Here is a 20,970-nt window from a genome sequence, read left to right as displayed (position 1 = left end):
TATGCAAAGGATTAATAAATATAATTTTAAAAGTAAAGCACTAATTTTATTCAGCTTATTTTGTGTGCTGTTTTTATCATCTTGTGAAGATGTCGTAAATCTTGATTTAGAAACAGGGCAGACAAGAATAGTAGTAGATGCTGAGATTTTATGGTTTAAAGGAACCGCTGGTAATGAACAAACCATAAAAATTAGTAAAACAGCTCCCTATTATAATAACACTACACCAAAAGTTTCAGGGGCGCAGGTAAGAGTTGAAAACAGCACCGGAACAGTTTTTACTTTTAATGAAACAGAACCGGGTATTTATGTGTGTACTAATTTTATTCCTGTTTTAAATGCCGATTATACGCTTTATGTACAAGCAGAAGGCCAGAGTCTTACAGCAACTGAAAAGCTGACTTCTGTAACACCAATTGATAGAGTAGAGCAAGCGATTGTTCCTGATTTTGGCGGAGAGGATGTTATAGAACTGACTTTTTATTATAAAGATCCTGCTGATCAGGTGAACTATTATCTTTCAGATTATAAAAGTGAATTCCTTATTTATCCGGAATATGAACTTACAGACGATGATTTTTTTAACGGAAATGAAATAACAACAAGGTTCAATCATGAAGATATGAAAGCAGGAAATACAGTCGATATTACACATCGCGGAATTTCTAAAAACTTTTATAACTATATGAACTTACTTTTAGAAATATATGGTGGAAGTCCCTTTTCAATTCCTCCGGGTAATATTCGCGGAAACATTGTAAACACTACCGATGCCAATAATTTTGCCTTTGGTTATTTCAGGCTTTGTGAAGCTGATAAAGTTTCTTACTTGGTAAAATAAAGATTTTAATTAGGTTGATTTGTACGCTAGCATCTGGCATTAAAGAAATTTAGTGTCAGATGTTTTTTTATGGTACTATTTCAATTAATTAGCAGTATTTAAATGATATTAAAACTGGTTATTTGCGAATTCAATATTACTCAAATTAATAATATCAGGTCGTTCTGAATCCGTTTCGTGTGAAATTTCAATCTCATTTTCAGATATAAATTTTATTTCCTTATCACATCCAACATGACAAGATTCTACAGCAATTGGGAAATATAATTTTTTGTTTTTATCATATCCTATAATGTTGTTTCGAAAATAGGAAACAATCTTAAAATCGTTATTTTCAATTACTTGATCTTTATCATATTCACCATTAAATTCAAATAAATTTTCACCATAATAAGTGCTTTTTACAATAGTTGGGTAAGAACTTTCTTTTCCCTCGGGATAATTGTCTTCATTCCATTTTTCTTCAAAATTCTTATAAAAATTGATGTCTTTTTCTTCTTCAGTTGGTTTGTAAATCCATTTACTTTTAGCACCAAATTGATATAATTCATTGTAGACTGCAGTGTTAGATTCCAAGATTTTATCTTTTGTAAATTCACCATCAACAAACTCTCCCGATCTTAAAGTATATTCTCCTATATATTTTAAGGCATAAAATTTTAGACTATTCGTATTTAGCATAATAAAACTTAGGTATATTTCGGGATCACCGTTTCCTAAAGGAGATTCTTTTATCGCAAATAGAAAATAATCTACGCCTTGAATTTTTTTTCTTAAAGTGTATTTTGGGTCGATTACGACATGATTATATTCACTAATTACCAAAGTATCATTTTTAATCAATTCAAGATTTTTTTTATACTTTGAAGCTATTATTATATTTTTTGCACCGCCAAGATAAAAATCATCTTCATCGCCAGCATCGCTGCCAGATATTTTAATCACTTCAGTATTATTCTCATTGTTAAAAGAAAATAAAGTTACCGTTCTTACTGTTTCGTCATTATCTTCTTTAATCTTTGATTGTATATTTTCCTTGTTTACTTTTTGATTCGAAATTTTTTCCTCTTTCTTGCAAGAATGCAGCATAATAGAAGATAAAAGAATTATGGCTAGTTTGGTATTAATGGCGCTCAATTTAGTTTTCAGGTTTTAGGTTATCGGCAAGATAAAAATTATTTTAGAATTAAAAAATATCCTATAGAATGTCTTTTCATTGGTAAATAAAATTTGCTAGATTTACTGAAAAACAAAACGTGATAAAAAAAATACTCTGTTTGTTTCTTATTTCAATTGCTGTTATTTCGTGTAGAAAGGAAAGTGAGACAAACATTAAAACTTCTCCGGGAATTGTAGCAAATTTTGAAGGAACAGATTTATTTGCTAATAATGATTTATCTCAAAAAACAGATCATTTAAATTATGCTGCAAAAATTGAAGTTATTTCTTTCGACAGTATAAAAGGAGTTTCTAAAATTCTCTATAAAAATCAAGAATTATACGTTTCCGGTTCAGATTTAGAATTACTTTCTAAAAAAGAAAACTATAACAGTTATTTTACAAAAGACTGCTATTGTTTAATGGGGTTAAAAGAAGCCAGAACCCTTAACTTTCCTACGAAATACGATACAGTTCATTATTTTGTAAAAGACAATAAAATACGATTTATAAAAGAAGTATCCTATTATAAACCTAGTTATGAAACCTATAAAAATCATGATATAGAAATGACCCAAGAAGATTATAATTCTGGCGGGCCAAATTTTTATTCATACGTTACAATTGACAGAAATAATTTCCTGATTGGTACTTTTTTCACAGAGCAAAATAAATCTTATTTAGAATGTTATAATAAGAAAACAACCTACGAAGTTGCTAAAAATTCCAGCAAATTATCAGAGTACTATGAAACTGAGGAGTTTAATTATGCCATGAATTTATTCAATACAGATCTTTTATTTGCAAAAATTGACAATGATAATTTTGTAAAACCTTTTGATAATTTCGATTACAAAAAACAAGCAATTTTGATTGATCAAGGCGAACTGAATTTAGAGAAAAATGTTAAGATACTATTATATAGTTTGAATAATTTTGAGCCTGTTTCATTTAATGATCATGCAATACTTTTTTATTATTTGAGAGAGTTTAAAATTGTAAAAAAAGAAGGCAAAAAAAGATATTTTGTAAAAATCTATATAGAAGAAGATGAAACTTCGGATATAGCAGGAGAGTATTATATAGATTTAAAAGAAATTGCAGCATTTGCTTCAATAGGTGATTAATTCAAAAAGTTTATTTTTAAATATGAAGAATTGTATAAAGCTATTTGCTCTTTTATTTTTATTGAATAGTTGTAAAAATGAAACGAAAGAAGTTCGTAATAAAACAGCTGTAAAAACTCAAAAAAATGATGAGGTTAAAATTCCTGCAACGGTATATAAAGATTATACAACAGCTCCTGTCGATTTTTTGGATGAAAAATATAAAACGTACGGTTTTGAATTCCAGGGCAATTCGCCTTCATTTCCTTCATATTATTTTTTTGATGAAAATTTAGGGTCATTTACTGTTACCTATGTTGGAAAATCAAGATTAACTCGGGATTATTGGGATACCGATAACTCAACTGGTTTTTTTGCTCAATTTAAGGGTAATAATAAGAATATCAAACTGTTAAGTGATCGGGCAGATGAAGTTTTAAAACGGGAATCAAATGATTATTACATTCTTGTTAATTTTCTACCTACAGAAGCAATGACAGAGTGTTTTGATTGTGATTTAGGAGATTTTAAACTGAAAGACGATGCTTATAATTATTTTTATGTATATGAAAATAACAAATGGGTTTTGATAAAAAGGCTTTTCAGCAGAAATATCCAAAAAGAAGGAATAGAACTTTTTACGGACATATTATTATCTTATAAATTAAAAGATAGTAAATCAATTGCAGAAGAATTTCAAGGTAAATTTAAAGCTGAAGCAGACGGAGAATATACTAATGATGGACAAGGTCATACAACTTATTATTTTACCATTACAGAAAATAAAATTGATTTAAAATATGAAGCTTTTAGAGGAGATTTTGTTTGCGAAGGCGAGTATAAAGGAATACAGAATGATACTATTTTAGAATTGTATTATGATAGAGAAGATGATCGCTGCAAAAAATTAAGTCCTGTTTATTTAATAAAAAAAGAAGAAGATGAGTTTTTTATTAAAGGAATTGGCGGCGAAGGAACTATCAATGATTGGATAAAAATGGATAAAGAATGATAAAAGTCAGAATAATGATTTGTTTTCTATTTCTTTCAATATGCGCCTGTAAAGGGCCAAAGAAAGAAACAAAAGAAATTACACCAAAAGAAATTAAAGATAAAGTTCAACCGATCAATAAAGATCAGCTAGGTAATTTCATAGGTCAATACGAATATATAAATGCAGCAAATCCAAAGGAAAGTCTTTTTTTAATTTTGAAAAAAGTGGATACTAATAGTATTACTGATTTTGAAGGATATGCGTGGGAAGAGAAAAATGAAAAAGGAGAAATTGTTGAGAAAGCACTAACCGGATTATTTTACGGCAATACAGATTTATTTGATGAGGTCAGAGAAGGCTATGAACCTGGTTATTTTGTTGCAAATGTTCAGGTTGAGCCATTGGAAGAGAATTCATTAAAGGTAAATATAGAGTTAGATGCTTCAGATATATTAGAAAACCCGGTTTTACCAGTTATTACATCAACCAAAGAAGCTTTGGAAAACGGAAATAAAAAATGGGAAATAACAGAAATGGGTGTTGCCAGAGAGTTAATTTTTGAAATAAAGAATTCTAACGAATTAATACTAAAATCTGATTCAGGTTTAGATGATAAAACATTTAAAAAGACAAAATAATATCAAAAGCTATGTGCCAAAGCGGAAAAGAAATTAAACTTTGTACCTGCGTTCCAAGTGGAATGAAGACCATTATTCATCACAAGAATTCCCGAAAAAATAAAAATAAAAGGCGTAACGATTTTACCTGGACATTAGAAAAATGCTTAGGCTTCAGTAAAACTACAATGGATGGAATGGGGTATATGCCAGACGAAACTTTATCAGAAGATTTGACAAATGAAAGAATGCTTTTTGATCTTAACACTAAAAATTGTTTTGATTTTGATTATCAACCCAATGAAGAAGATAATCTTCAAATTTTTACTCCTGAAAACTCTATTAGAAGACATTTATCTTTTATTTTTAAAAATGGAGAATGGATAGCTGATTCTCATCTGCCTTTTATGTATGAGATGGAAAAAATAAATTATGGAAAAGTAACTTTTGAAGATAAAACTGATAATAAAAATGATTAAAAAAGTACTGTTTTTACTACTATTTGCATTACTATTAATAAGCTGCAAGCATCAAAATGATGAGAATAAATCGTTAGATTCAAAAAACGATAATAGCAGCAATTCAGAAGATCTTTTAAAAAAGGATAAAGATACGGGGAGTACAGTGCAGGTTGAGAAGACTAAAAAACTTCACGAACTTCTTTTCAAATGCAAAGAAAACGACAATGGTATGTCAAGATATGACGATCCTCTAAATAAAACCTGTGTATGCAATGAAACTACATTTGATGGCGCTTATGAAATATTTTATAATGAGTCACCAGATTATGTGAAAAAGAATTTATTGAAAAAATTACCACAGAAAAATCAGGAATGGAAAGCTCCCGATGCAGACGTTACCTACAGCTGGGTTCAACAGGATACATTAAAAATAAACCTCTTTTATCAAGGAGGTGAAGACACTTATGTTTTTTATAAAAACAGCGATAATAAAATGGAATACAAAGAATATGTATCATTGCCTTAATTTAGATTTAATCGCAGCGATGACCGTGCAAATCTAATCCTTAAACATATATTATTACTATTCTATGAAAAAGCCTGGTGATAGTCTGTGTTTGTTCTTTTCGTTCAACTGTTTAGTTGTTGATAACCAGTTTAATTTAGTAACTTTATACAAAATCACTCCCCATACGTTTATTAATATATAAAGTATTAATACATCGAACCTTTATAGTTTTAAAACTATTAGCTGCCCCTTCTGTAAAAACCCCTTTAACACCTTAGATTACAAAAGTTTAATCTTTCCAAATCTGTCTGTATTTATTTTTTAATGAAGCATGGTTTTACCTATTCATTGAATAATACAGCTCAGTAAATTTTTCACATTTACAAATGTCCACTTCAGGCTTTATTTCGCACGATTCGCATTGTTTGTAATTTCTAAGGATGTATACCTATTCTACCTTTGACCAGGAAATTAGAAATCATTTCATATTTATAACTAAAATTTTTAATCAAATGGAAAATTCAATTCAACAAGGAAAAGTAGTTTACAGTGGATCAACAATAACTACAGGTGGACGTGAAGGCTTTTCAAAAAGCTCAGACGGACGTTTAGACATTAAGCTTACTTCACCGGGAGCAAAAGGAGAAGGCACTAATCCAGAACAACTGCTTGCAGCAGGTTGGTCAGCATGTTTTTTAGGAGCAATGAGCAAATCTGCAGCAAACCTAAATTTAAAACTTCCTGCAGACTCAAGCATTCATACTGAAATAGATTTAGTATTGTCTGAAACAGAAGGATATACTTTACAGGCACGTCTTAATATTACCCTTCCGGGAATAGAGCGTGAAACAGCAAAAGCAATTGCAGAAGCGGCGCATCTTATCTGTCCTTATTCTAAAGCGCTAACAGGAGGTATAAAAGTTGAAACTAATATTTTATAAATAAAAGTTTCAAAAATTAAGCTAAAAAACCATCAGTTCTTTATCAAATAACTCAAAATATATTTTTGAAAAGACTGATGGTTATAATCAGCCCCAAATATTATTAACGTAATATTTTTAAAATGAAAAATTCAAATAATACGGCAGACAGCAAAATTGTAAAAGTTGCCGCCGTACAAATCAGCCCCGTTCTATATAGTAAAAAAGGAACCGTTGAAAAAGTGGTCAATAAAATACAGGAACTTGGAAAACAAGGAGTTCAATTTGCCACTTTTCCAGAAACGATAATTCCGTATTATCCTTATTTCTCGTTTATTCAGGCACCATATACAATGGGAAAAGAACATCAAAAACTATTAGAAGAGTCTGTTATTGTACCTTCTGCAGATACAGATGCTATTGGAAAAGCTGCTAAAGAAGCCAATATGGTTGTTTCTATAGGTGTTAACGAACGCGATGGAGGAACCATTTATAATACACAATTGCTCTTTGATGCAGATGGAACGCTTATACAACGTCGCCGCAAATTAACCCCGACTTATCACGAAAAAATGCTTTGGGGGCAGGGTGACGCATCAGGTCTGAAGGCAATTGACAGTAAGGTCGGACGTATAGGGCAGCTTGCCTGCTGGGAACATTATAATCCGTTATTTCGATATGCGCTTATAGCCGACGGTGAACAAATTCACTCCGCAATGTATCCGGGATCCATTTTTGGTCCTTTATTCAGCGAACAAACAGAAATAAATGTACGTCAGCACGCTCTTGAATCTGCTTGTTTTGTGGTATGCGCAACAGGCTGGCTTGATGCTGGACAGCAGGAACAGATTGCAAAAGATACAGGCGGTCCGATTGGCCCAATTTCGGGTGGATGTTTTACAGCAATAATAGGCCCTGACGGACAAATCATTGGAGAAGCTCTAAGATCTGGAGAAGGGGAGGTAATTGCCGATATTGATTTTACGCAAATAGATGCCCGTAAGCGATTAATGGATGCAAGCGGACACTACAGCCGCCCCGAACTAATTAGTTTAATGATAGACCGTACTCCGGCTTCACACGTTCACGAACGTAAATTATCTGATGGATCAGCCATTTCAGATATACAGATTATAACAGAATAAAAAAAAGAAAAAATGAGAAGAATAAATGATATAATCCGAATAGTATTTTCAGGATTATTAATAATGCAATTTACGTTTGCCGAAGCACAAGACAAATCAAATGTAAAGAATGATGAAAGCATCAGGCCTTTTAAAGTACAAATTTCTGATGTCGCGATAAAAGATCTTCGTCAGCGTATTATGGCTACAAAGTGGCCTGAGAAAGAATTAGTAAATGATGCATCACAAGGAGCAAAGCTTGTTAAAATGCAAGAACTTGCAAAATATTGGGGAACCGTTTACGATTGGAGAAAAGCAGAAGCCAAATTGAATGCTTATCCACAATTTATCACTAAAATTGATGGTATTGATATTCACTTTATTCATATAAAATCAAAAAATAAAAATGCTATGCCGCTAATATTAAGTCATGGCTGGCCGGGTTCTGTATTTGAATTTATGAGCGTGATTGAACCATTGACCAACCCTGTAGCTTATGGCGGTAAAGCAGAAGATGCTTTTGATGTCATTATACCTTCCTTGCCTGGTTTTGGTTTTTCTGGAAAACCAACAGCAGAAGGCTGGAATACAGAGCGTATCGCAAAAGCCTGGATTGTTCTTATGGACAGACTTGGATATAAACGTTATGTTGCTCAAGGAGGAGATTGGGGCGCAGGAATTGTTCAATCGATGGCGTTACTAGCACCACAAGGACTTTTAGGCATTCACAGCAATTTACCGGCAACTCTGCCAAACGAAGCGGCAATGGCTTTGGGAGGAAATACAGTACCGGCAGGTTTTTCTGAGAAAGAAACGGCTGCTTTTAAACAGCTGAATAATACAATTAAAAGCGGTGGTTTTATTTATAAAACAACGATGGAAAGCAGACCTCAAGGAGTAGGTTATGGCATAAATGATTCTCCGGTAGGACTTGCATCATGGATTTTTCTGCATCCCGGGTTTGCTGATTGGTCTTATGGCAGTGATGCACAACAATTGCCAACAAAAGATCAGGTACTTGATGATATTTCACTGTATTGGTTAACCAATTCAGCTTCTTCCGCAGCACAAATTTATTGGGCAAACAGAAACATGAGTATTATTAGTGCAGGTTTAATGAAATCGGAAAATATCACAATTCCAGTTGCAGTTACAACTTTTCCTCAGGATGTTTATGCATCACCCGAATCCTGGGCACGTCGTGCTTATAAAAACTTAATTTATTTTAATGAAGTAGACAGGGGCGGACATTTTGCTGCTTGGGAACAGCCACAGTTGTTTGTGCAGGAAGTTCGCGGAGCATTTAGGTCATTACGTTAAATAACAGAAAGGGCAGCTGAATTATTGGCTGCCCTTTTTAAATTTATTTACTAATTATATTTAGTTATGAAACAAAGAATTATTACAGCCTTTTTAATGGGATTCATTACAACAGGAATTATATCCTTCACATTAATAAGTATTAATATAGGTTATAAAGAAAATTTTTTAGGAATATGGCTTAAATCATGGTGTATGGCATATATGATCATAGTTCCTGTTATCTTTTTCATTGGCCCTAAAGTGCAGCAATTTGTTTCTTATTTAATTAAGAAAGAATAAAAATTTTAAAATCGACTCGGTTACAGTCATTAAATAATAATTAATAAAACAATTTGTTTTTTATAAAAACAGTTATAATAAAATGGGATACAAAGAATATGTATCGCTGCCGTAGCTTTAGATTTAATCACAGCGATAACCATGCAAATCTAATCCTTCAACATATATGGTTTTAAACTTATCGTTTTTTTGCTGTATAAGAATTCTTCTTTCGGGAAATTTACTTTTCGATTTAGCTGAAGTTTTTCCCCATAAAAAATCATCATTATAAACAAAATAGGCAGGACCAATATTAGCAAACACTTTTACTTTGGTGCTGTCAATATCGCTATATCTATAAACGATGCTGTCATCCATTTTTTGAATTTTTCTTTGAATGGCAAAATAGCCCTTTCCGTAAATTAGATTTAATGGTTTTTTAGAACATAAAAGTGGTTTGCCGTTTTTTGCGGTATCAAAATTTTTGATAGTCAAACCAATAAAGTTTTCTCTGCAATCATCGATTCTGCAGATTACTTCATCAACCTTCATTTCAGAAAATCCTTTAGTTCCGTAAACATAATATTTGGGTTCGCTGATTTTTTTAATCTCCTTTTCTAAGTTTTTACTTTTAATAAGCTTTACAATTCCTAAAGTGTCATAATATTCAAATTTCTTATTTTTTACAGCTTTAGGATCATAAAAACCAGCCTCTAATGAATCGGCTTCATTTATTCTTGTGTAAATTTTCTCGTATCTGGATATGGTATCAGATTCAAACATGGTAATAACGATGGCTGTTGTATTATCTGCCAGATCATAAACGGGATAGATACTATCATCTTTAATTTCTGATTCTAATTTTGAGTTATCTTCAGCTATTTCTTTTAATGGAACATTCTTGTGTTCTTTCTTTTTTCCCTGACAAGAAAGGAACAGGGAAAATGAAATGATAAAGAGGATAAAAGTTATTTTTTGCATTGGATATTTTTAAAAATGATTTCGAAATTTTTTATAAAGAAGATTAACAGCAGCCTATAATATCAACTGCTTTTTTCAGCTTTTTAGAATAGCCAATATAGGTAGTATCTTCTTCTGCAAGTGAGATCGAGAACAGGGGCCTTTTATCATTTTGGCATTCTATAAAGGCATCATAGTTCATAAACTCGTCTTTTGACTGACCCAGAACATCATCTTTTCCTATTTCATTTTTATCAGATATATCAGTAAAAGAATCTGGATCAACCATTTCTTTAGCAGAAGTTAAAATATACTTTTCCATTTCTTCATCATTTTTAATATATATTAAATGATAACCATTTGCTATGTATCTTGTTTGAAAAGATTTTTCATATATCAATTCTCCAATACTGTTAAAAATTTGAAATACTGATATTGTCTCATTAATATTACCTTTAGGAACAGTAATGATAAATTTATCCTCAGTTGACAAATCCGAAAATTTTGCAGACAAAGAGTCTTTAAATTCTTCTTTGATTACGGTGTTGCTATAATCAAAATACACATCCTTTTCGGTGGTTTGAACAACGGTTGAAGTGTCTTTTTTTGATAAAGTATCGTTTATAGCAACAGTATTTTTAATTGGCTTTTTTTCAGTTTTATTGCAAGAATAAAATAGTAAAATGGATAAGAAAAGAACCAGAGTATTTTTATACATATTTGATTATTTGTGTTGAGTTTTAATATTTAAAATAACTTATTTAACAGCTTTCCCATTCCATTTATTACTCAAATATTTTCTTAGCGGAATATCATAAAATACCATTACCAGATACGCAAATGCGATTAACAAAATTGATCCGGAAATAGTAATAATAGTAAGTTGCAAAGTATCTGGTTTATGAGAAGTATAATAATTGCCAAACATCCACAATGCGGCATAATGTGTCATGTATAACGGATAGGAAATTTTTCCGGAAAATACGCAGATTTTTTTAAGGCTTGGAGTTAATTCTGCTCCAGCGCCCAAAGCGATTAACAAAGGAAAATAAAACAATACAACCAAAGGTTCAGAGAGCCAGTTCCATTCTGAAAACGGCATTAAAAATGCCAAAAGCAATAATAAAGTCAGACTAATAAAACCAAGTTTGTTTTTAATAACCCAGTTAGAGCGGTATATAAGTAAACCGGCTAAAAAAGAATAGGAGATTCTCGCGCAGCCGTCCCAAAATGTTGGACCGCTCCAGCCCCCAAGTAAATTACCTGAATTATAAGCCGTATAACAAATAGCTGCAGCAGAAAGTACCGTTAGAATTTGAAGATAACGACGACCAATTCGGTACAATACAAATGCATAAACAACATTTGCAATATATTCCCAAAACAGCGACCAGGCCGGAGCATTAAAACTGAATAAATTAAAACCACGATCGGCAATAACTGGAAGCGGAATAAGAAATAGGGAACAGATAAAAGTTAGAATAATTTTACCTGTACTGTACAATTCAGGATGACCTCCAAAAGGGTCGAACAAAAAGGCAAGTAAGCCTAATATAGATCCTATAATTACGAGTGGATGAAGTCTAATAATTCTCGAAATAAAAAACTTACGAAGTCCCATTTTTGCTATACGATCGTCATAAGCATATCCGATTACAAATCCGGAAAGACAAAAGAAAAAATCAACTGCCAAAAATCCATGCCCAATAAAATTTTGTGTGGGATCAGTAAAAACCCATTCCATAAAATGAAAAATCACAACAGCAATGGCAGCAATGCCTCTTAGTCCGTCGAGAATTTCAAAATGTTGTTTGGTTTGTAGATTTGATGCAGTAATTGTATTCGTATTCATTCTAATGTATATCGGGTCATATTAAACTAGAGCCGTCGATAAGCATATCGATCTGCTTTCATGGCAAGATATATAAAATTAACTTGCCAATTAGCCAGATAAAGACAAAAAAACGATGATAATTGTTAGAAAAAACTATTCAAAATTCTTTCTCAAATCAATTATAGTTTGATTTGGGACGTCAAGATTTACAAAACCTCTGCGGGGTCTGTCTAAATCGAGTGTAAATAAAATTACTAACGAAACCAAAAGACAAAAACCAATTTGAACTAACCAGTCAATTTTGCCTTTAAGACCTTCAGAATATCCACCGTAAAATGCAATTATCATAGAAAGAAAAAACAGCATGACTAAAATACTTTGGGGAACTTTTGCTTTTTCTCCGGAAAGACGGGAAGTAGTAACATCAATCAAGTCGTTAAGTGCAGGAATCATTTGCTGTGTTGCGGCGAGATTAGCCGGATCTTTAGAAAGTTTGGTGGCACGTTTCCATAACTTCGAAGAAATAACCTGAGATAAACTATCGGCTTTTAATATTCTTTTTGTATCAGCACGCGCCTCGTAGTATGAAATTCTTATTTCAACATAATCCTTAAAATCTTTTCGGAACAATGTCCGGGTTGAATCTGGATATAAATCACTTCGCAGTATAGCGGTACCAATGATATTTGATTCATCAACAACAATTTTTCTTCGGGAATCATAACGATCACTGCTCATACCAAAAGTAAACGCCAGTAAGAAAAAAAGCAATGCAATAAGTGCAGATGTTTCTGTAGTTTTTTCTTCAGCGGGCTTTTTGTTCCGAATATAATTTCCCGTAACTTTTCCGGCAAAGCTGGAAATAAGCATTAATACAAAAAGTAACAGAGCAATTACCCACGCTTCAGTTTGATAGAGAATATTTGTATCCATACGATTAGCTGTTTTTTAGAAATAATGAAACGACTGAATTAACAGAAAAAGACTCTCAAATATAAAGAAAAAAAATGTAGGAATTAACTATAAGGCAGCAAGTTATAATTTGCAATTAGTTTGTCAGGCTTCTTTTTTCTTCAAACATCTGCCTCTGGGCTCATCTCCTTCATGAAGGACAATTTCAGAATGTAAAAATTGTGCTGCATCGGCCGAATCTTTTACTTTGGCTGCGCTGCGTTCTAACATTTCCGATTCGAACTCCGTTAATACACTTTTCCTGATTCCGGATTTTCTCCACTGAGATAATGGTTTGCATCCTTTTGCGATTGCTCTGGCGAGCGACAATGCATCCAACAGCGCTTGATTGGCGCCCTGTCCTTTAAACGGGCTCATTGGATGAGCAGCATCTCCAATCAGCGTTGACGAGCCTCCTTTATTTAATAAATCAGAATTGAGTAATTGGCGGTCATATACAGGATATCCCGAAATCTGAGCCTCTAAAGTTGCTTTTAAAATCTGCGGAATTGGATCGTGCCATTGTGTTCTTCGGCACGCTTCTTCCTTTAAAGCTAAAGGGCCTTGAGCACTTAAAGATTTTGCGTCATCTTCAGACATTGGAAAACTCAATTGCCACATCACAGAATCTGAAGTATAAGGCATGATATAAATTCGTTCATTGCCATTGGCGGTTTGAAATACTGTTGCTGAATCCAATAAAGAACTATCAATAACTTCAAGGGCACTTAAAGGACAAATCCCCAATATTACAATACAATCTAAATAACGTAAAGGTGTATTATCATCGCTAATTAAAAGCTTTCGCACTGAACTGCGAATACCATCGGCACCAACAATAAGATCGGCTTTTGTGCTTTTTATTTCACCATTTACCTGAAAGTTTATGTCAATGCTTTCATCCTCACATTCTTTAAAATCAACTAATTGATGTCCCCATTGTACAACATCATGTCCGCCAAGCTGTTCCAGCAGTTCTAAGCGCAGCGATTGTCTTGCGATATGTATATTAGAACGTTTTGCAGCTATTTTAGAATCAGTCTGCAGCCATTTTCTAATTCCCCATTCACCAACCACTTTTCCTTCTGGAGTATGAACCAAATGGCGTGTAGAAACTACGCCGTCTTTTAATGAAAAAATACCTAATCCTTCGATCGCTTTACTAGCTTGCTGCAAAGTAAGGCCATAGCCCTGAGATCGGGCAGAGAAGTTGTTATCACGTTCATAAATAGTAAAAGGAATACCACGGTGTAAACAAGCCACAGCAAGCGCAGCTCCGCCAATTCCGGCACCAATAATAGCAACGTGTGGGTAATTTTCTTTATCTGGTATGGGATAATTGACAGATTGGATTAATCCTGATCCATTACAGTTCAAACATTTGTATAAGTTAGCCTTAGGACGAACTGGAGCTGTTCCATTGCCTTTTGTTTTTTCAAATTCTTCGAATGCCATTTGGTAATTAAGCCGTACTTTTTTACTAAGCCTTCGACTTTTTTTACCGCGGCCCTGACATTCCTGGCAAGTAGTCCACATATACTTTTCTTTAAAACTAAACTTTTTATACAAAATTTAGAATGGGCAAATTTAGAGCGAAATTAGTATATACACAAATTGATTTTTTATCGATGATTAATCACTGTTTTATTTTTTAAATATCAATAATTTTCAATACCAAATTAGCGAAATAAAATAAATAAGATTTTTAATATAGTTGTAACGTGTTGAATTATTTGATTTTACATGAAAGGTATGCTCATTGCTTATGAATTGAAACTGATAACAGAATTTTAACATAGTTCTGCTTAACATTCCTTAATTTGTTAGGGAATAAGTTGATAAACCAAAAACGAAATTTTAAGAGAATTGTATTAATTACCCATTAAAACATTTAATATGGAAAATTTAAAAGCATCCTTAACGGCTATTGACGGCCTTTTTACAGAAGAAAATCTAATCCCCAAAGAATATCAGATTTCAGAAATTCATCAAAGAGAATATCTCTTAAACGGTAAATTAGTTTCATGGAATGGAGATGTTACTGAAGTTTTTTCTCCCGTTTTTGTGAATGGCACAGACGGACTTAAACGCAAACTCGTTGGAACAATTCCGCATACTTCTGCCAAAGAAGCATTAGAATCGCTAGACGCAGCAGTTGCAGCTTACGATGACGGACAAGGCGTGTGGCCAACAATGAGTGTTGAAGACAGAATTAAATGCATGCAGAAATTTGTATACTTAATGATCCAGCAGCGTGAATTGGTTATTAAACTTTTGATGTGGGAAATTGGAAAAAGTCTTCCTGATTCAACCAAAGAATTTGACCGAACCGTAGAATATATCAACGCAACGATTGACGCTTTAAAAGATTTAGACAGACAATCTTCAAGATTTGAAGAAGCAGAAGGCGTTTTAGCACAAATCAGAAGATCTTCACTTGGCGTTGTTTTGAGTATGGGGCCCTTTAATTATCCTTTAAATGAAATTTTTACTACGCTGATTCCTGCACTTATAATGGGAAATACTATTTTATTTAAACTGCCTAAACATGGTGTTTTAGCACATTATCCTTTATTGAATGCTTTTAAAGAAGCTTTTCCTCCTGGAACTGTAAATACGCTTTACGGAAGAGGAGCAGAGATTATTTCTCCATTAATGGAAAGCGGAAAAGTAAATGTACTGGCTTTTATTGGGTCAAGTAATGTTGCAAATGGCTTAAAGAAACTGCATCCAAAAGCCAACAGATTACGTTCTATTTTAAGTCTCGATGCTAAAAATGCGGCGATTGTAACCAAACATGCAGATATAAATGTTGCTGTAAATGAATGTTTATTGGGTGCATTATCTTTTAACGGACAACGTTGTACGGCGTTAAAATTAATTTTTGTACAGAAAGATGTCGCCGATGAATTTGTTCAAAAATTGAGCGCAGCGGTCGCAGCATTAAAACCGGGACTTCCGTGGGATAAAGATGTCAAAATTACACCGCTTCCGGAAGTTGATAAACCGGATTATCTTAAAAATTGTCTGGATGATGCTTTGGCAAACGGAGCTAAAATTATAAATGAAAATGGAGGATATACTAATAATTCATTTGTTTTTCCATCTGTAGTTTATCCTGTAAATGATAAAATGAAATTGTATCACGAAGAACAATTTGGCCCAATTATTCCGGTTGTTCCTTTTGATTCTATTGATGAACCAATTAATTACCAAATTAATGCATCACACGGAATGCAGGTCAGTATTTTTAGTGAAGATCCGAGAGAAGTGGCAAGCTTAATTGATCCGTTTGTGAATTTGGTAAGTCGTGTAAATATCAACTGCCAGTCGCAGCGCGGGCCTGATGTTTTCCCATTTACCGGAAGAAAAGACAGTGCAGAAGGAACTTTATCTATATCAGATGCATTGCGTTCGTTTTCAATTCGTTCGCTCGTTGCCACTAAAGCTACAGATGCCAATAAAAAATTGTTTAATTCGATTGTAAGAGATCACGATTCTAACTTTTTGAGTACCGATTATATATTTTAAAGTTACTAGATCTTGATATTTTTTAAGAATTGAATTTGTTTTAAATTCTTAAAAAATATCAAGATCTAATTTAAAACTTCGTCTCGATTTAAATTTCTTTTAAAATTGGAATATCCTTATTCATTACTGTTTTTATAGCTTCTAAAAGTACGGCCTGTTTAAACGGTTTTGGTACGTATCCATTCATTCCTTCTTTATAACAGCATTCTTGTTTACCCACCAGAGAATGTACTGTCATGGCTATAATAGGAATATTCAATTTCATTTCTAATGTACTGCGTAGTTTTGATACCCGTCTTTAACAGACATCTGAAGGTCCATTAGTATTAAATCATATTTGGAAAGAAAAAACTGTTTATGTACAGCAATGTTATATGATCCGAAACACAGCGAGATTAGAATTATAGTATATAATTCCGTTTATAAGTAATATCATGTAACTTTTATAAATCATTATATAAGGGTTTGCATCTTGTGTTTAAGTAATTTTAATAAAATTTAAAACTTAGAGTTATGAACACAAAAAATCCAAATCCGAATAACACTCCAAAGAGTGGTTCTGATAATCGAAGTGACATGAGAAAACATGAATATAAAGATCATGATGAAGTTTTAACAAACGATGAAAATTATGATACTGACACTCATAAATTTAAAGGTAAAGAACCTGATTTTGACGACAAGTTGAATAACGAAGAAAAAAAATAATTTTAAAACGTCTCAAATTCCTATTTGAGACGTTTTTATTTCCAACTAATTATAATTGTTTAAAACAATAACGACAATACTTTAGTAAGTATTCAACTAGAGAGCAGTTTATATTTGTTAATAAAATTTGCGAAGTAAAAAAAACTATGGGTTGATTTTTATAGATTTGCAAATCTATAATTTCCAAAATTAGTTTGGGAACAATTATAAAAGCCAAAGACAATGAAATTCGTAACTTCAATATTTTTATTTTTACTACTTGGTTATTCAAATTGTTACTCTCAATTGAGCTCAGATCAAATATGGGAAAGCTTTAAACAAGGAGAACGCACCAACTGCTCATCGATTGCTTTAATCAAAGCCGCTTTAAATATTTACGGATTAGACAATCTTTTTGTTACTCAAAAAATAAACGAAAACGAGCAAAAAATTACATTAAAAAATAATGCATCCTTTAATCTAAAAAGTGCTGAACTGGATAAAGCCAGATTTTCTGCCGGGTTTGTTCTAATTAAGGATAATTGTGAAGCTGAAGCTATAACAGATTATGCAATACTGGCATACGCAGTAATGGCAAAATACAAACAGATTATCGATAAGGATCCTACTTTTGATAAAGCATTAGAAGATTTAGAAGATGGTGAAGTATATACACCAACAATTTATAAGTATTTAGGATTCGAAAAAGGCAAACAAATACAAAAGTTAAAACGACAATCCGGAAATGAATTTTGCGGCGTTGTAGCCTGGTCAACAGCCCATGCGGTTTTTGTTTGTGAAGAATTTATGGATTATTACGGTAACAAAAAGAGTATTTGGATAAAATATCCGGGAAGATTTAGAATAATCAAATCACCTGATGGAATAAAAAACAGCCGTCAAATTGCCGAAATTCCTAATGATACTCTTACTTATGACGACGAAATTGAATGATATAATACTCATTGTTAAAGTTTTCTAAAAAAAAGAAATGAAATAAGTTGTGATTTAACTTAATTTATATATTTTTGTCACAACCAACAACTAATTTACATCTACAAAATGAAGAGCAAAATTATACTATTATGTGCCCTTTTCTTCTTGACGACTGGCGCTATCATGGCACAAGCAAAAAATGCCCCAAGAAGTATCATCAGTACAACAGCCTTAATTCGTAAATACCACGATCAAAAAGAATTGAGCGGTATGCAAAAAGGTGAACTTTTAGAATTGTACATCGAGCGTATTAAAGTTTTAGTGAAAACTCTTCCTTACATCGCTTTGGTTACAAAACCAGGAGTTACAATGGCAGATTTAGGTATTCCAGACGATGGAGACCACAAAAAAATCTTAGATAACCAAGCAATTGGTACTTCTACTTTCTTAGATACTACAGTAGAATTTCAAAGAAAAATGATGCCTTACTCTGATAAAGGAAACCTTATCGCAGCAATTTTATTCTACGAAAACACATTAAAATCTTTACATGAGTTCAACGACTTGAACGAAATGTAATAACAATATAAGTTTGAAAAAACTTAAAAAACTCCAAAGTCATTTGATTTTGGAGTTTTTTTTATGCTGTTTTTGAATTAGGTCTTAAAACAATTCCAGTTGATTATTTGGATTCGATGGTTTGTTTTTTGGCGGTTTAGCATCGCCAAAAATAGTTTTTCCTCCATATTTGTATGATTCATCCCGTTCTTTTTGAATCAAGGCATCAAAGTTAGCATTGGGCGTAAAACTTTCTTCGGCTTTTCTGGAAATTTCAGATAGTTTTTTAATCGCATCTATTTTATCACTATTACCAATTTTAGCGCGGTTTATTGCTCTTTGTAAAGTATCAATAGTTTCATCATATATTTTTACAGGAACAGGAAACGGATGTCCGTCTTTTCCTCCGTGAGCAAATGAAAAACGTGCAGGATCTTCAAATCGGGTAGGAGTGCCGTAAATAATCTCACTAACTAATGCTAATGACTGCAGAGCTCTTGGTCCCATACCTTTTAAAAGTAATAATTCCTGAAAATCTTCGGGTCTGTTTTCGTGTGTTGCCCATAGCATTGCGCCAAGTCTTTTCATATTAACATCTTCCATTCTAACATCATGATGCGCAGGCATAGAAAGATATTGCATTTCCTTCATGATTTTTGTTGGAGATTCTTTCGATAATTCTAAAATACCCTCTCTTGATTTTTCGGCAGCCTGAGCCGTAAGATTTAAAATAGTGCCTTGATTTTCACCATAAATAAAGGTATGAGGCTCATTAATAAAAGATTTTAAATCTTGTGAATGCCAATGGTATCTTCTTGCGGTTTTAGAGTCAGGATTCATTCCTTGCTGAATAACAGCCCATTGTCCTTTATTATCAACAATAAAATTATGCTGGTATAATTGAAATCCGTCCTGAATAGCCGTGTTGTCTACTTTAGCAGTAAGTTTGCTGCAGTTAGCGAGATCGCTGCCGTCAAGCCCTGTTTTTTCGCCTACAAATAAAAGTTCCTGTGGTGTTAATAGTGAATGTTTGCCTTTGCCGCCGCAAATGTATATTCCCAGTTCTTTTGAATGCGGGTTTACAGATTTTTTTAATGCGCCAAGTACAGAAGTTGTAATTCCGGAAGAATGCCAGTCCATTCCCATAACAGCGCCAAAACTTTGAAACCAAAAAGGGTTGCTTAGTTTACTTATTACTTCGGAAGTAGAAAATTCCATGGCAATCGTTTCAACAATTGCAAAACCAAGTTTAGCCATACGTTCAGATAGCCATAAAGGAACTTGCCCATAATGTAATGGAAGATCTGCTGTACCGGAACGTTTCATGGAGTATTGAATTTTTACAAAAATACGAAAAAAGACATTATTAATAGTTTGCGATTCAGGCTATTGAAGAACTACTTTTTATCGTCCCATTCTTTTTTAAGCATTGCATATTGAAATTCGCTTCCCCATTTTCCTTTAAAAAATATATTCTCAATAAAATATCCTTCTTGTCTAAAGCCAATGCTCTTTAGCAGATTAATTGAAGCAATGTTTTCTGCATCAACTATTTCGACTACGCGGTGTATTTTTATTTCATCAAACAAAAATGCCAAAATTCCCAGAAGAACTTCTTTAGCATAACCCTTTTTTTGTTCCAGATGTGAAATAGTGATTCCTATTTCTGCAATTCTTGGATCATATTCGTCAAGTTTAATGGCGCAGTCACCAATAAGTTTTCCTGTTATGCGATTTTCAATTCCATATTGAACCCATTCGCCAGGTTTACCAAAATACTTATTCGAATTATCTTTAATAAAATCTTCTGCCTGTTCCATTGTCATAACATCAAAACCCTGATATTTTGTGACTTCTGGATTTGAACGATAGATAATGAAGTCTGATAAGTCAGATAATGTTAGATGTCGAATAATAAGCTGTGCAGTTTCTATATGTAAAGGTTTTTCAATCATTTAGTTATCTAAAGTTTTAAAGATGAATTTTGGTTCAATGAAAGTAGACCAATTTCATTGAATTTACAAATTGAAAAATTAAAGTTTCCTAGTTAATATTTTATGTAAGTAAATATTTATTTTAATTGCAAAAAGCGAATGTGATTATAAATAGGATCTATTTTTTTTATATTCTCATTTTCAGAGCCTTAAATTATCAAGTTTGCATCTATATTTATTCTTGATTTTTTATTTACTTAAAAATTATA

23 protein-coding genes are annotated in these 20,970 nt (G+C 32.6%); 14 read left to right on the top strand and 9 right to left on the bottom strand.

The window, feature by feature from the left end:
- Position 1 precedes the first annotated feature (1 nt).
- A complete protein-coding gene (locus ASD98_RS14375) occupies positions 2 to 841 on the top strand; it encodes a DUF4249 domain-containing protein (protein WP_056206512.1) in 840 nt (279 codons plus the stop codon).
- 108 nt (positions 842 to 949) lie between these two features.
- Here the strand turns inward: ASD98_RS14375 and ASD98_RS14370 are convergent, their stop codons facing one another.
- Complete coding sequence (locus ASD98_RS14370; RefSeq protein ID WP_056205780.1) at positions 950 to 1,978, bottom strand: hypothetical protein; 1,029 nt, start codon at positions 1,976 to 1,978, stop codon at positions 950 to 952.
- A gap of 140 nt (positions 1,979 to 2,118) precedes the next feature.
- Here ASD98_RS14370 and ASD98_RS14365 point away from each other — a divergent pair, with 140 nt between their 5' ends.
- The 9 genes from ASD98_RS14365 to ASD98_RS14325 all read left to right on the top strand — a co-directional run bounded on the left by ASD98_RS14365 (position 2,119) and on the right by ASD98_RS14325 (position 9,331).
- Positions 2,119 to 3,126: a hypothetical protein gene (locus ASD98_RS14365; RefSeq protein ID WP_056205779.1), complete on the top strand. Its 1,008-nt coding sequence runs from the start codon at positions 2,119 to 2,121 to the stop codon at positions 3,124 to 3,126.
- Positions 3,119 to 4,117: a hypothetical protein gene (locus ASD98_RS14360; protein WP_056205778.1), complete on the top strand. Its 999-nt coding sequence runs from the start codon at positions 3,119 to 3,121 to the stop codon at positions 4,115 to 4,117. The genes ASD98_RS14365 and ASD98_RS14360 overlap by 8 nt, the downstream gene beginning before the upstream one ends.
- Complete coding sequence (locus ASD98_RS14355) at positions 4,114 to 4,737, top strand: hypothetical protein (protein ID WP_056205777.1); 624 nt, start codon at positions 4,114 to 4,116, stop codon at positions 4,735 to 4,737. The genes ASD98_RS14360 and ASD98_RS14355 overlap by 4 nt, the downstream gene beginning before the upstream one ends.
- A gap of 11 nt (positions 4,738 to 4,748) precedes the next feature.
- Positions 4,749 to 5,195, top strand: coding sequence for a hypothetical protein (locus tag ASD98_RS14350; protein WP_056205776.1), 447 nt, complete (start codon positions 4,749 to 4,751; stop codon positions 5,193 to 5,195).
- Entirely contained in the window at positions 5,188 to 5,703 is a 516-nt protein-coding gene (locus ASD98_RS14345; RefSeq protein ID WP_056205775.1) for a hypothetical protein, read from the top strand. The genes ASD98_RS14350 and ASD98_RS14345 overlap by 8 nt, the downstream gene beginning before the upstream one ends.
- A gap of 494 nt (positions 5,704 to 6,197) precedes the next feature.
- Positions 6,198 to 6,626 (top strand): Ohr family peroxiredoxin, encoded by a 429-nt coding sequence (locus tag ASD98_RS14340; RefSeq protein WP_056206510.1) that lies wholly within the window; start codon positions 6,198 to 6,200, stop codon positions 6,624 to 6,626.
- A gap of 122 nt (positions 6,627 to 6,748) precedes the next feature.
- Entirely contained in the window at positions 6,749 to 7,750 is a 1,002-nt protein-coding gene (locus ASD98_RS14335; protein ID WP_056205774.1) for a nitrilase-related carbon-nitrogen hydrolase, read from the top strand.
- 12 nt (positions 7,751 to 7,762) lie between these two features.
- Positions 7,763 to 9,049: an epoxide hydrolase family protein gene (locus tag ASD98_RS14330; RefSeq protein ID WP_082577866.1), complete on the top strand. Its 1,287-nt coding sequence runs from the start codon at positions 7,763 to 7,765 to the stop codon at positions 9,047 to 9,049.
- 66 nt (positions 9,050 to 9,115) lie between these two features.
- A complete protein-coding gene (locus ASD98_RS14325; RefSeq protein WP_056205772.1) occupies positions 9,116 to 9,331 on the top strand; it encodes a DUF2798 domain-containing protein in 216 nt (71 codons plus the stop codon).
- Positions 9,332 to 9,454: 123 nt separating this feature from the next.
- Here ASD98_RS14325 and ASD98_RS14320 read toward each other — a convergent pair whose 3' ends face one another.
- The 5 genes from ASD98_RS14320 to ASD98_RS14300 form a co-directional block, all read right to left on the bottom strand.
- A complete protein-coding gene (locus ASD98_RS14320) occupies positions 9,455 to 10,291 on the bottom strand; it encodes a hypothetical protein (RefSeq protein ID WP_056205771.1) in 837 nt (278 codons plus the stop codon).
- A 43-nt stretch (positions 10,292 to 10,334) separates the two neighbouring features.
- The gene (locus ASD98_RS14315; RefSeq protein ID WP_056205770.1) at positions 10,335 to 10,988 is read right to left on the bottom strand and encodes a hypothetical protein; all 654 of its coding nucleotides are present in this window, start codon (positions 10,986 to 10,988) and stop codon (positions 10,335 to 10,337) included.
- A 39-nt stretch (positions 10,989 to 11,027) separates the two neighbouring features.
- Positions 11,028 to 12,122 carry an acyltransferase gene (locus tag ASD98_RS14310; protein ID WP_056205769.1) on the bottom strand — a complete coding sequence of 365 codons (1,095 nt, stop codon included), beginning with the start codon at positions 12,120 to 12,122 and terminating at the stop codon, positions 11,028 to 11,030.
- Positions 12,123 to 12,257: 135 nt separating this feature from the next.
- A complete protein-coding gene (locus ASD98_RS14305; protein WP_056205768.1) occupies positions 12,258 to 13,037 on the bottom strand; it encodes a DUF4239 domain-containing protein in 780 nt (259 codons plus the stop codon).
- 123 nt (positions 13,038 to 13,160) lie between these two features.
- Positions 13,161 to 14,591 carry an NAD(P)/FAD-dependent oxidoreductase gene (locus ASD98_RS14300; protein ID WP_056205767.1) on the bottom strand — a complete coding sequence of 477 codons (1,431 nt, stop codon included), beginning with the start codon at positions 14,589 to 14,591 and terminating at the stop codon, positions 13,161 to 13,163.
- A gap of 360 nt (positions 14,592 to 14,951) precedes the next feature.
- On the opposite strand from ASD98_RS14300, the gene ASD98_RS14295 reads away from it, so the two are divergent.
- Positions 14,952 to 16,586 (top strand): NADP-dependent glyceraldehyde-3-phosphate dehydrogenase, encoded by a 1,635-nt coding sequence (locus ASD98_RS14295; protein ID WP_056205766.1) that lies wholly within the window; start codon positions 14,952 to 14,954, stop codon positions 16,584 to 16,586.
- 88 nt (positions 16,587 to 16,674) lie between these two features.
- On the opposite strand, the gene ASD98_RS24040 is transcribed toward ASD98_RS14295, so the two are convergent.
- The gene (locus ASD98_RS24040; protein ID WP_157849156.1) at positions 16,675 to 16,824 is read right to left on the bottom strand and encodes a hypothetical protein; all 150 of its coding nucleotides are present in this window, start codon (positions 16,822 to 16,824) and stop codon (positions 16,675 to 16,677) included.
- Between the two features lie 275 nt (positions 16,825 to 17,099).
- Here ASD98_RS24040 and ASD98_RS14290 point away from each other — a divergent pair, with 275 nt between their 5' ends.
- The 3 genes from ASD98_RS14290 to ASD98_RS14280 all read left to right on the top strand — a co-directional run bounded on the left by ASD98_RS14290 (position 17,100) and on the right by ASD98_RS14280 (position 18,788).
- Entirely contained in the window at positions 17,100 to 17,294 is a 195-nt protein-coding gene (locus ASD98_RS14290) for a hypothetical protein (protein WP_056205765.1), read from the top strand.
- A gap of 222 nt (positions 17,295 to 17,516) precedes the next feature.
- The gene (locus ASD98_RS14285; RefSeq protein WP_242412118.1) at positions 17,517 to 18,227 is read left to right on the top strand and encodes a hypothetical protein; all 711 of its coding nucleotides are present in this window, start codon (positions 17,517 to 17,519) and stop codon (positions 18,225 to 18,227) included.
- A 108-nt stretch (positions 18,228 to 18,335) separates the two neighbouring features.
- Positions 18,336 to 18,788, top strand: a complete 453-nt coding sequence (locus ASD98_RS14280; RefSeq protein WP_053470390.1) for a hypothetical protein — start codon at positions 18,336 to 18,338, stop codon at positions 18,786 to 18,788.
- An 84-nt stretch (positions 18,789 to 18,872) separates the two neighbouring features.
- Here the strand turns inward: ASD98_RS14280 and ASD98_RS14275 are convergent, their stop codons facing one another.
- Both ASD98_RS14275 and ASD98_RS14270 read right to left on the bottom strand, forming a co-directional pair.
- The gene (locus tag ASD98_RS14275; protein WP_056205764.1) at positions 18,873 to 20,093 is read right to left on the bottom strand and encodes a DUF763 domain-containing protein; all 1,221 of its coding nucleotides are present in this window, start codon (positions 20,091 to 20,093) and stop codon (positions 18,873 to 18,875) included.
- Positions 20,094 to 20,164: 71 nt separating this feature from the next.
- Positions 20,165 to 20,722: a GNAT family N-acetyltransferase gene (locus ASD98_RS14270; RefSeq protein ID WP_082577864.1), complete on the bottom strand. Its 558-nt coding sequence runs from the start codon at positions 20,720 to 20,722 to the stop codon at positions 20,165 to 20,167.
- Positions 20,723 to 20,970: the final 248 nt, after the last annotated feature.

The sequence above is a fragment of the Flavobacterium sp. Root186 genome (assembly GCF_001428525.1).
In the GTDB taxonomy this organism is placed as follows: Bacteria; Bacteroidota; Bacteroidia; order Flavobacteriales; family Flavobacteriaceae; genus Flavobacterium.
Note: the sequence above shows the minus strand (reverse complement) of the source record. Positions and strands in the feature narration are given on the sequence as shown.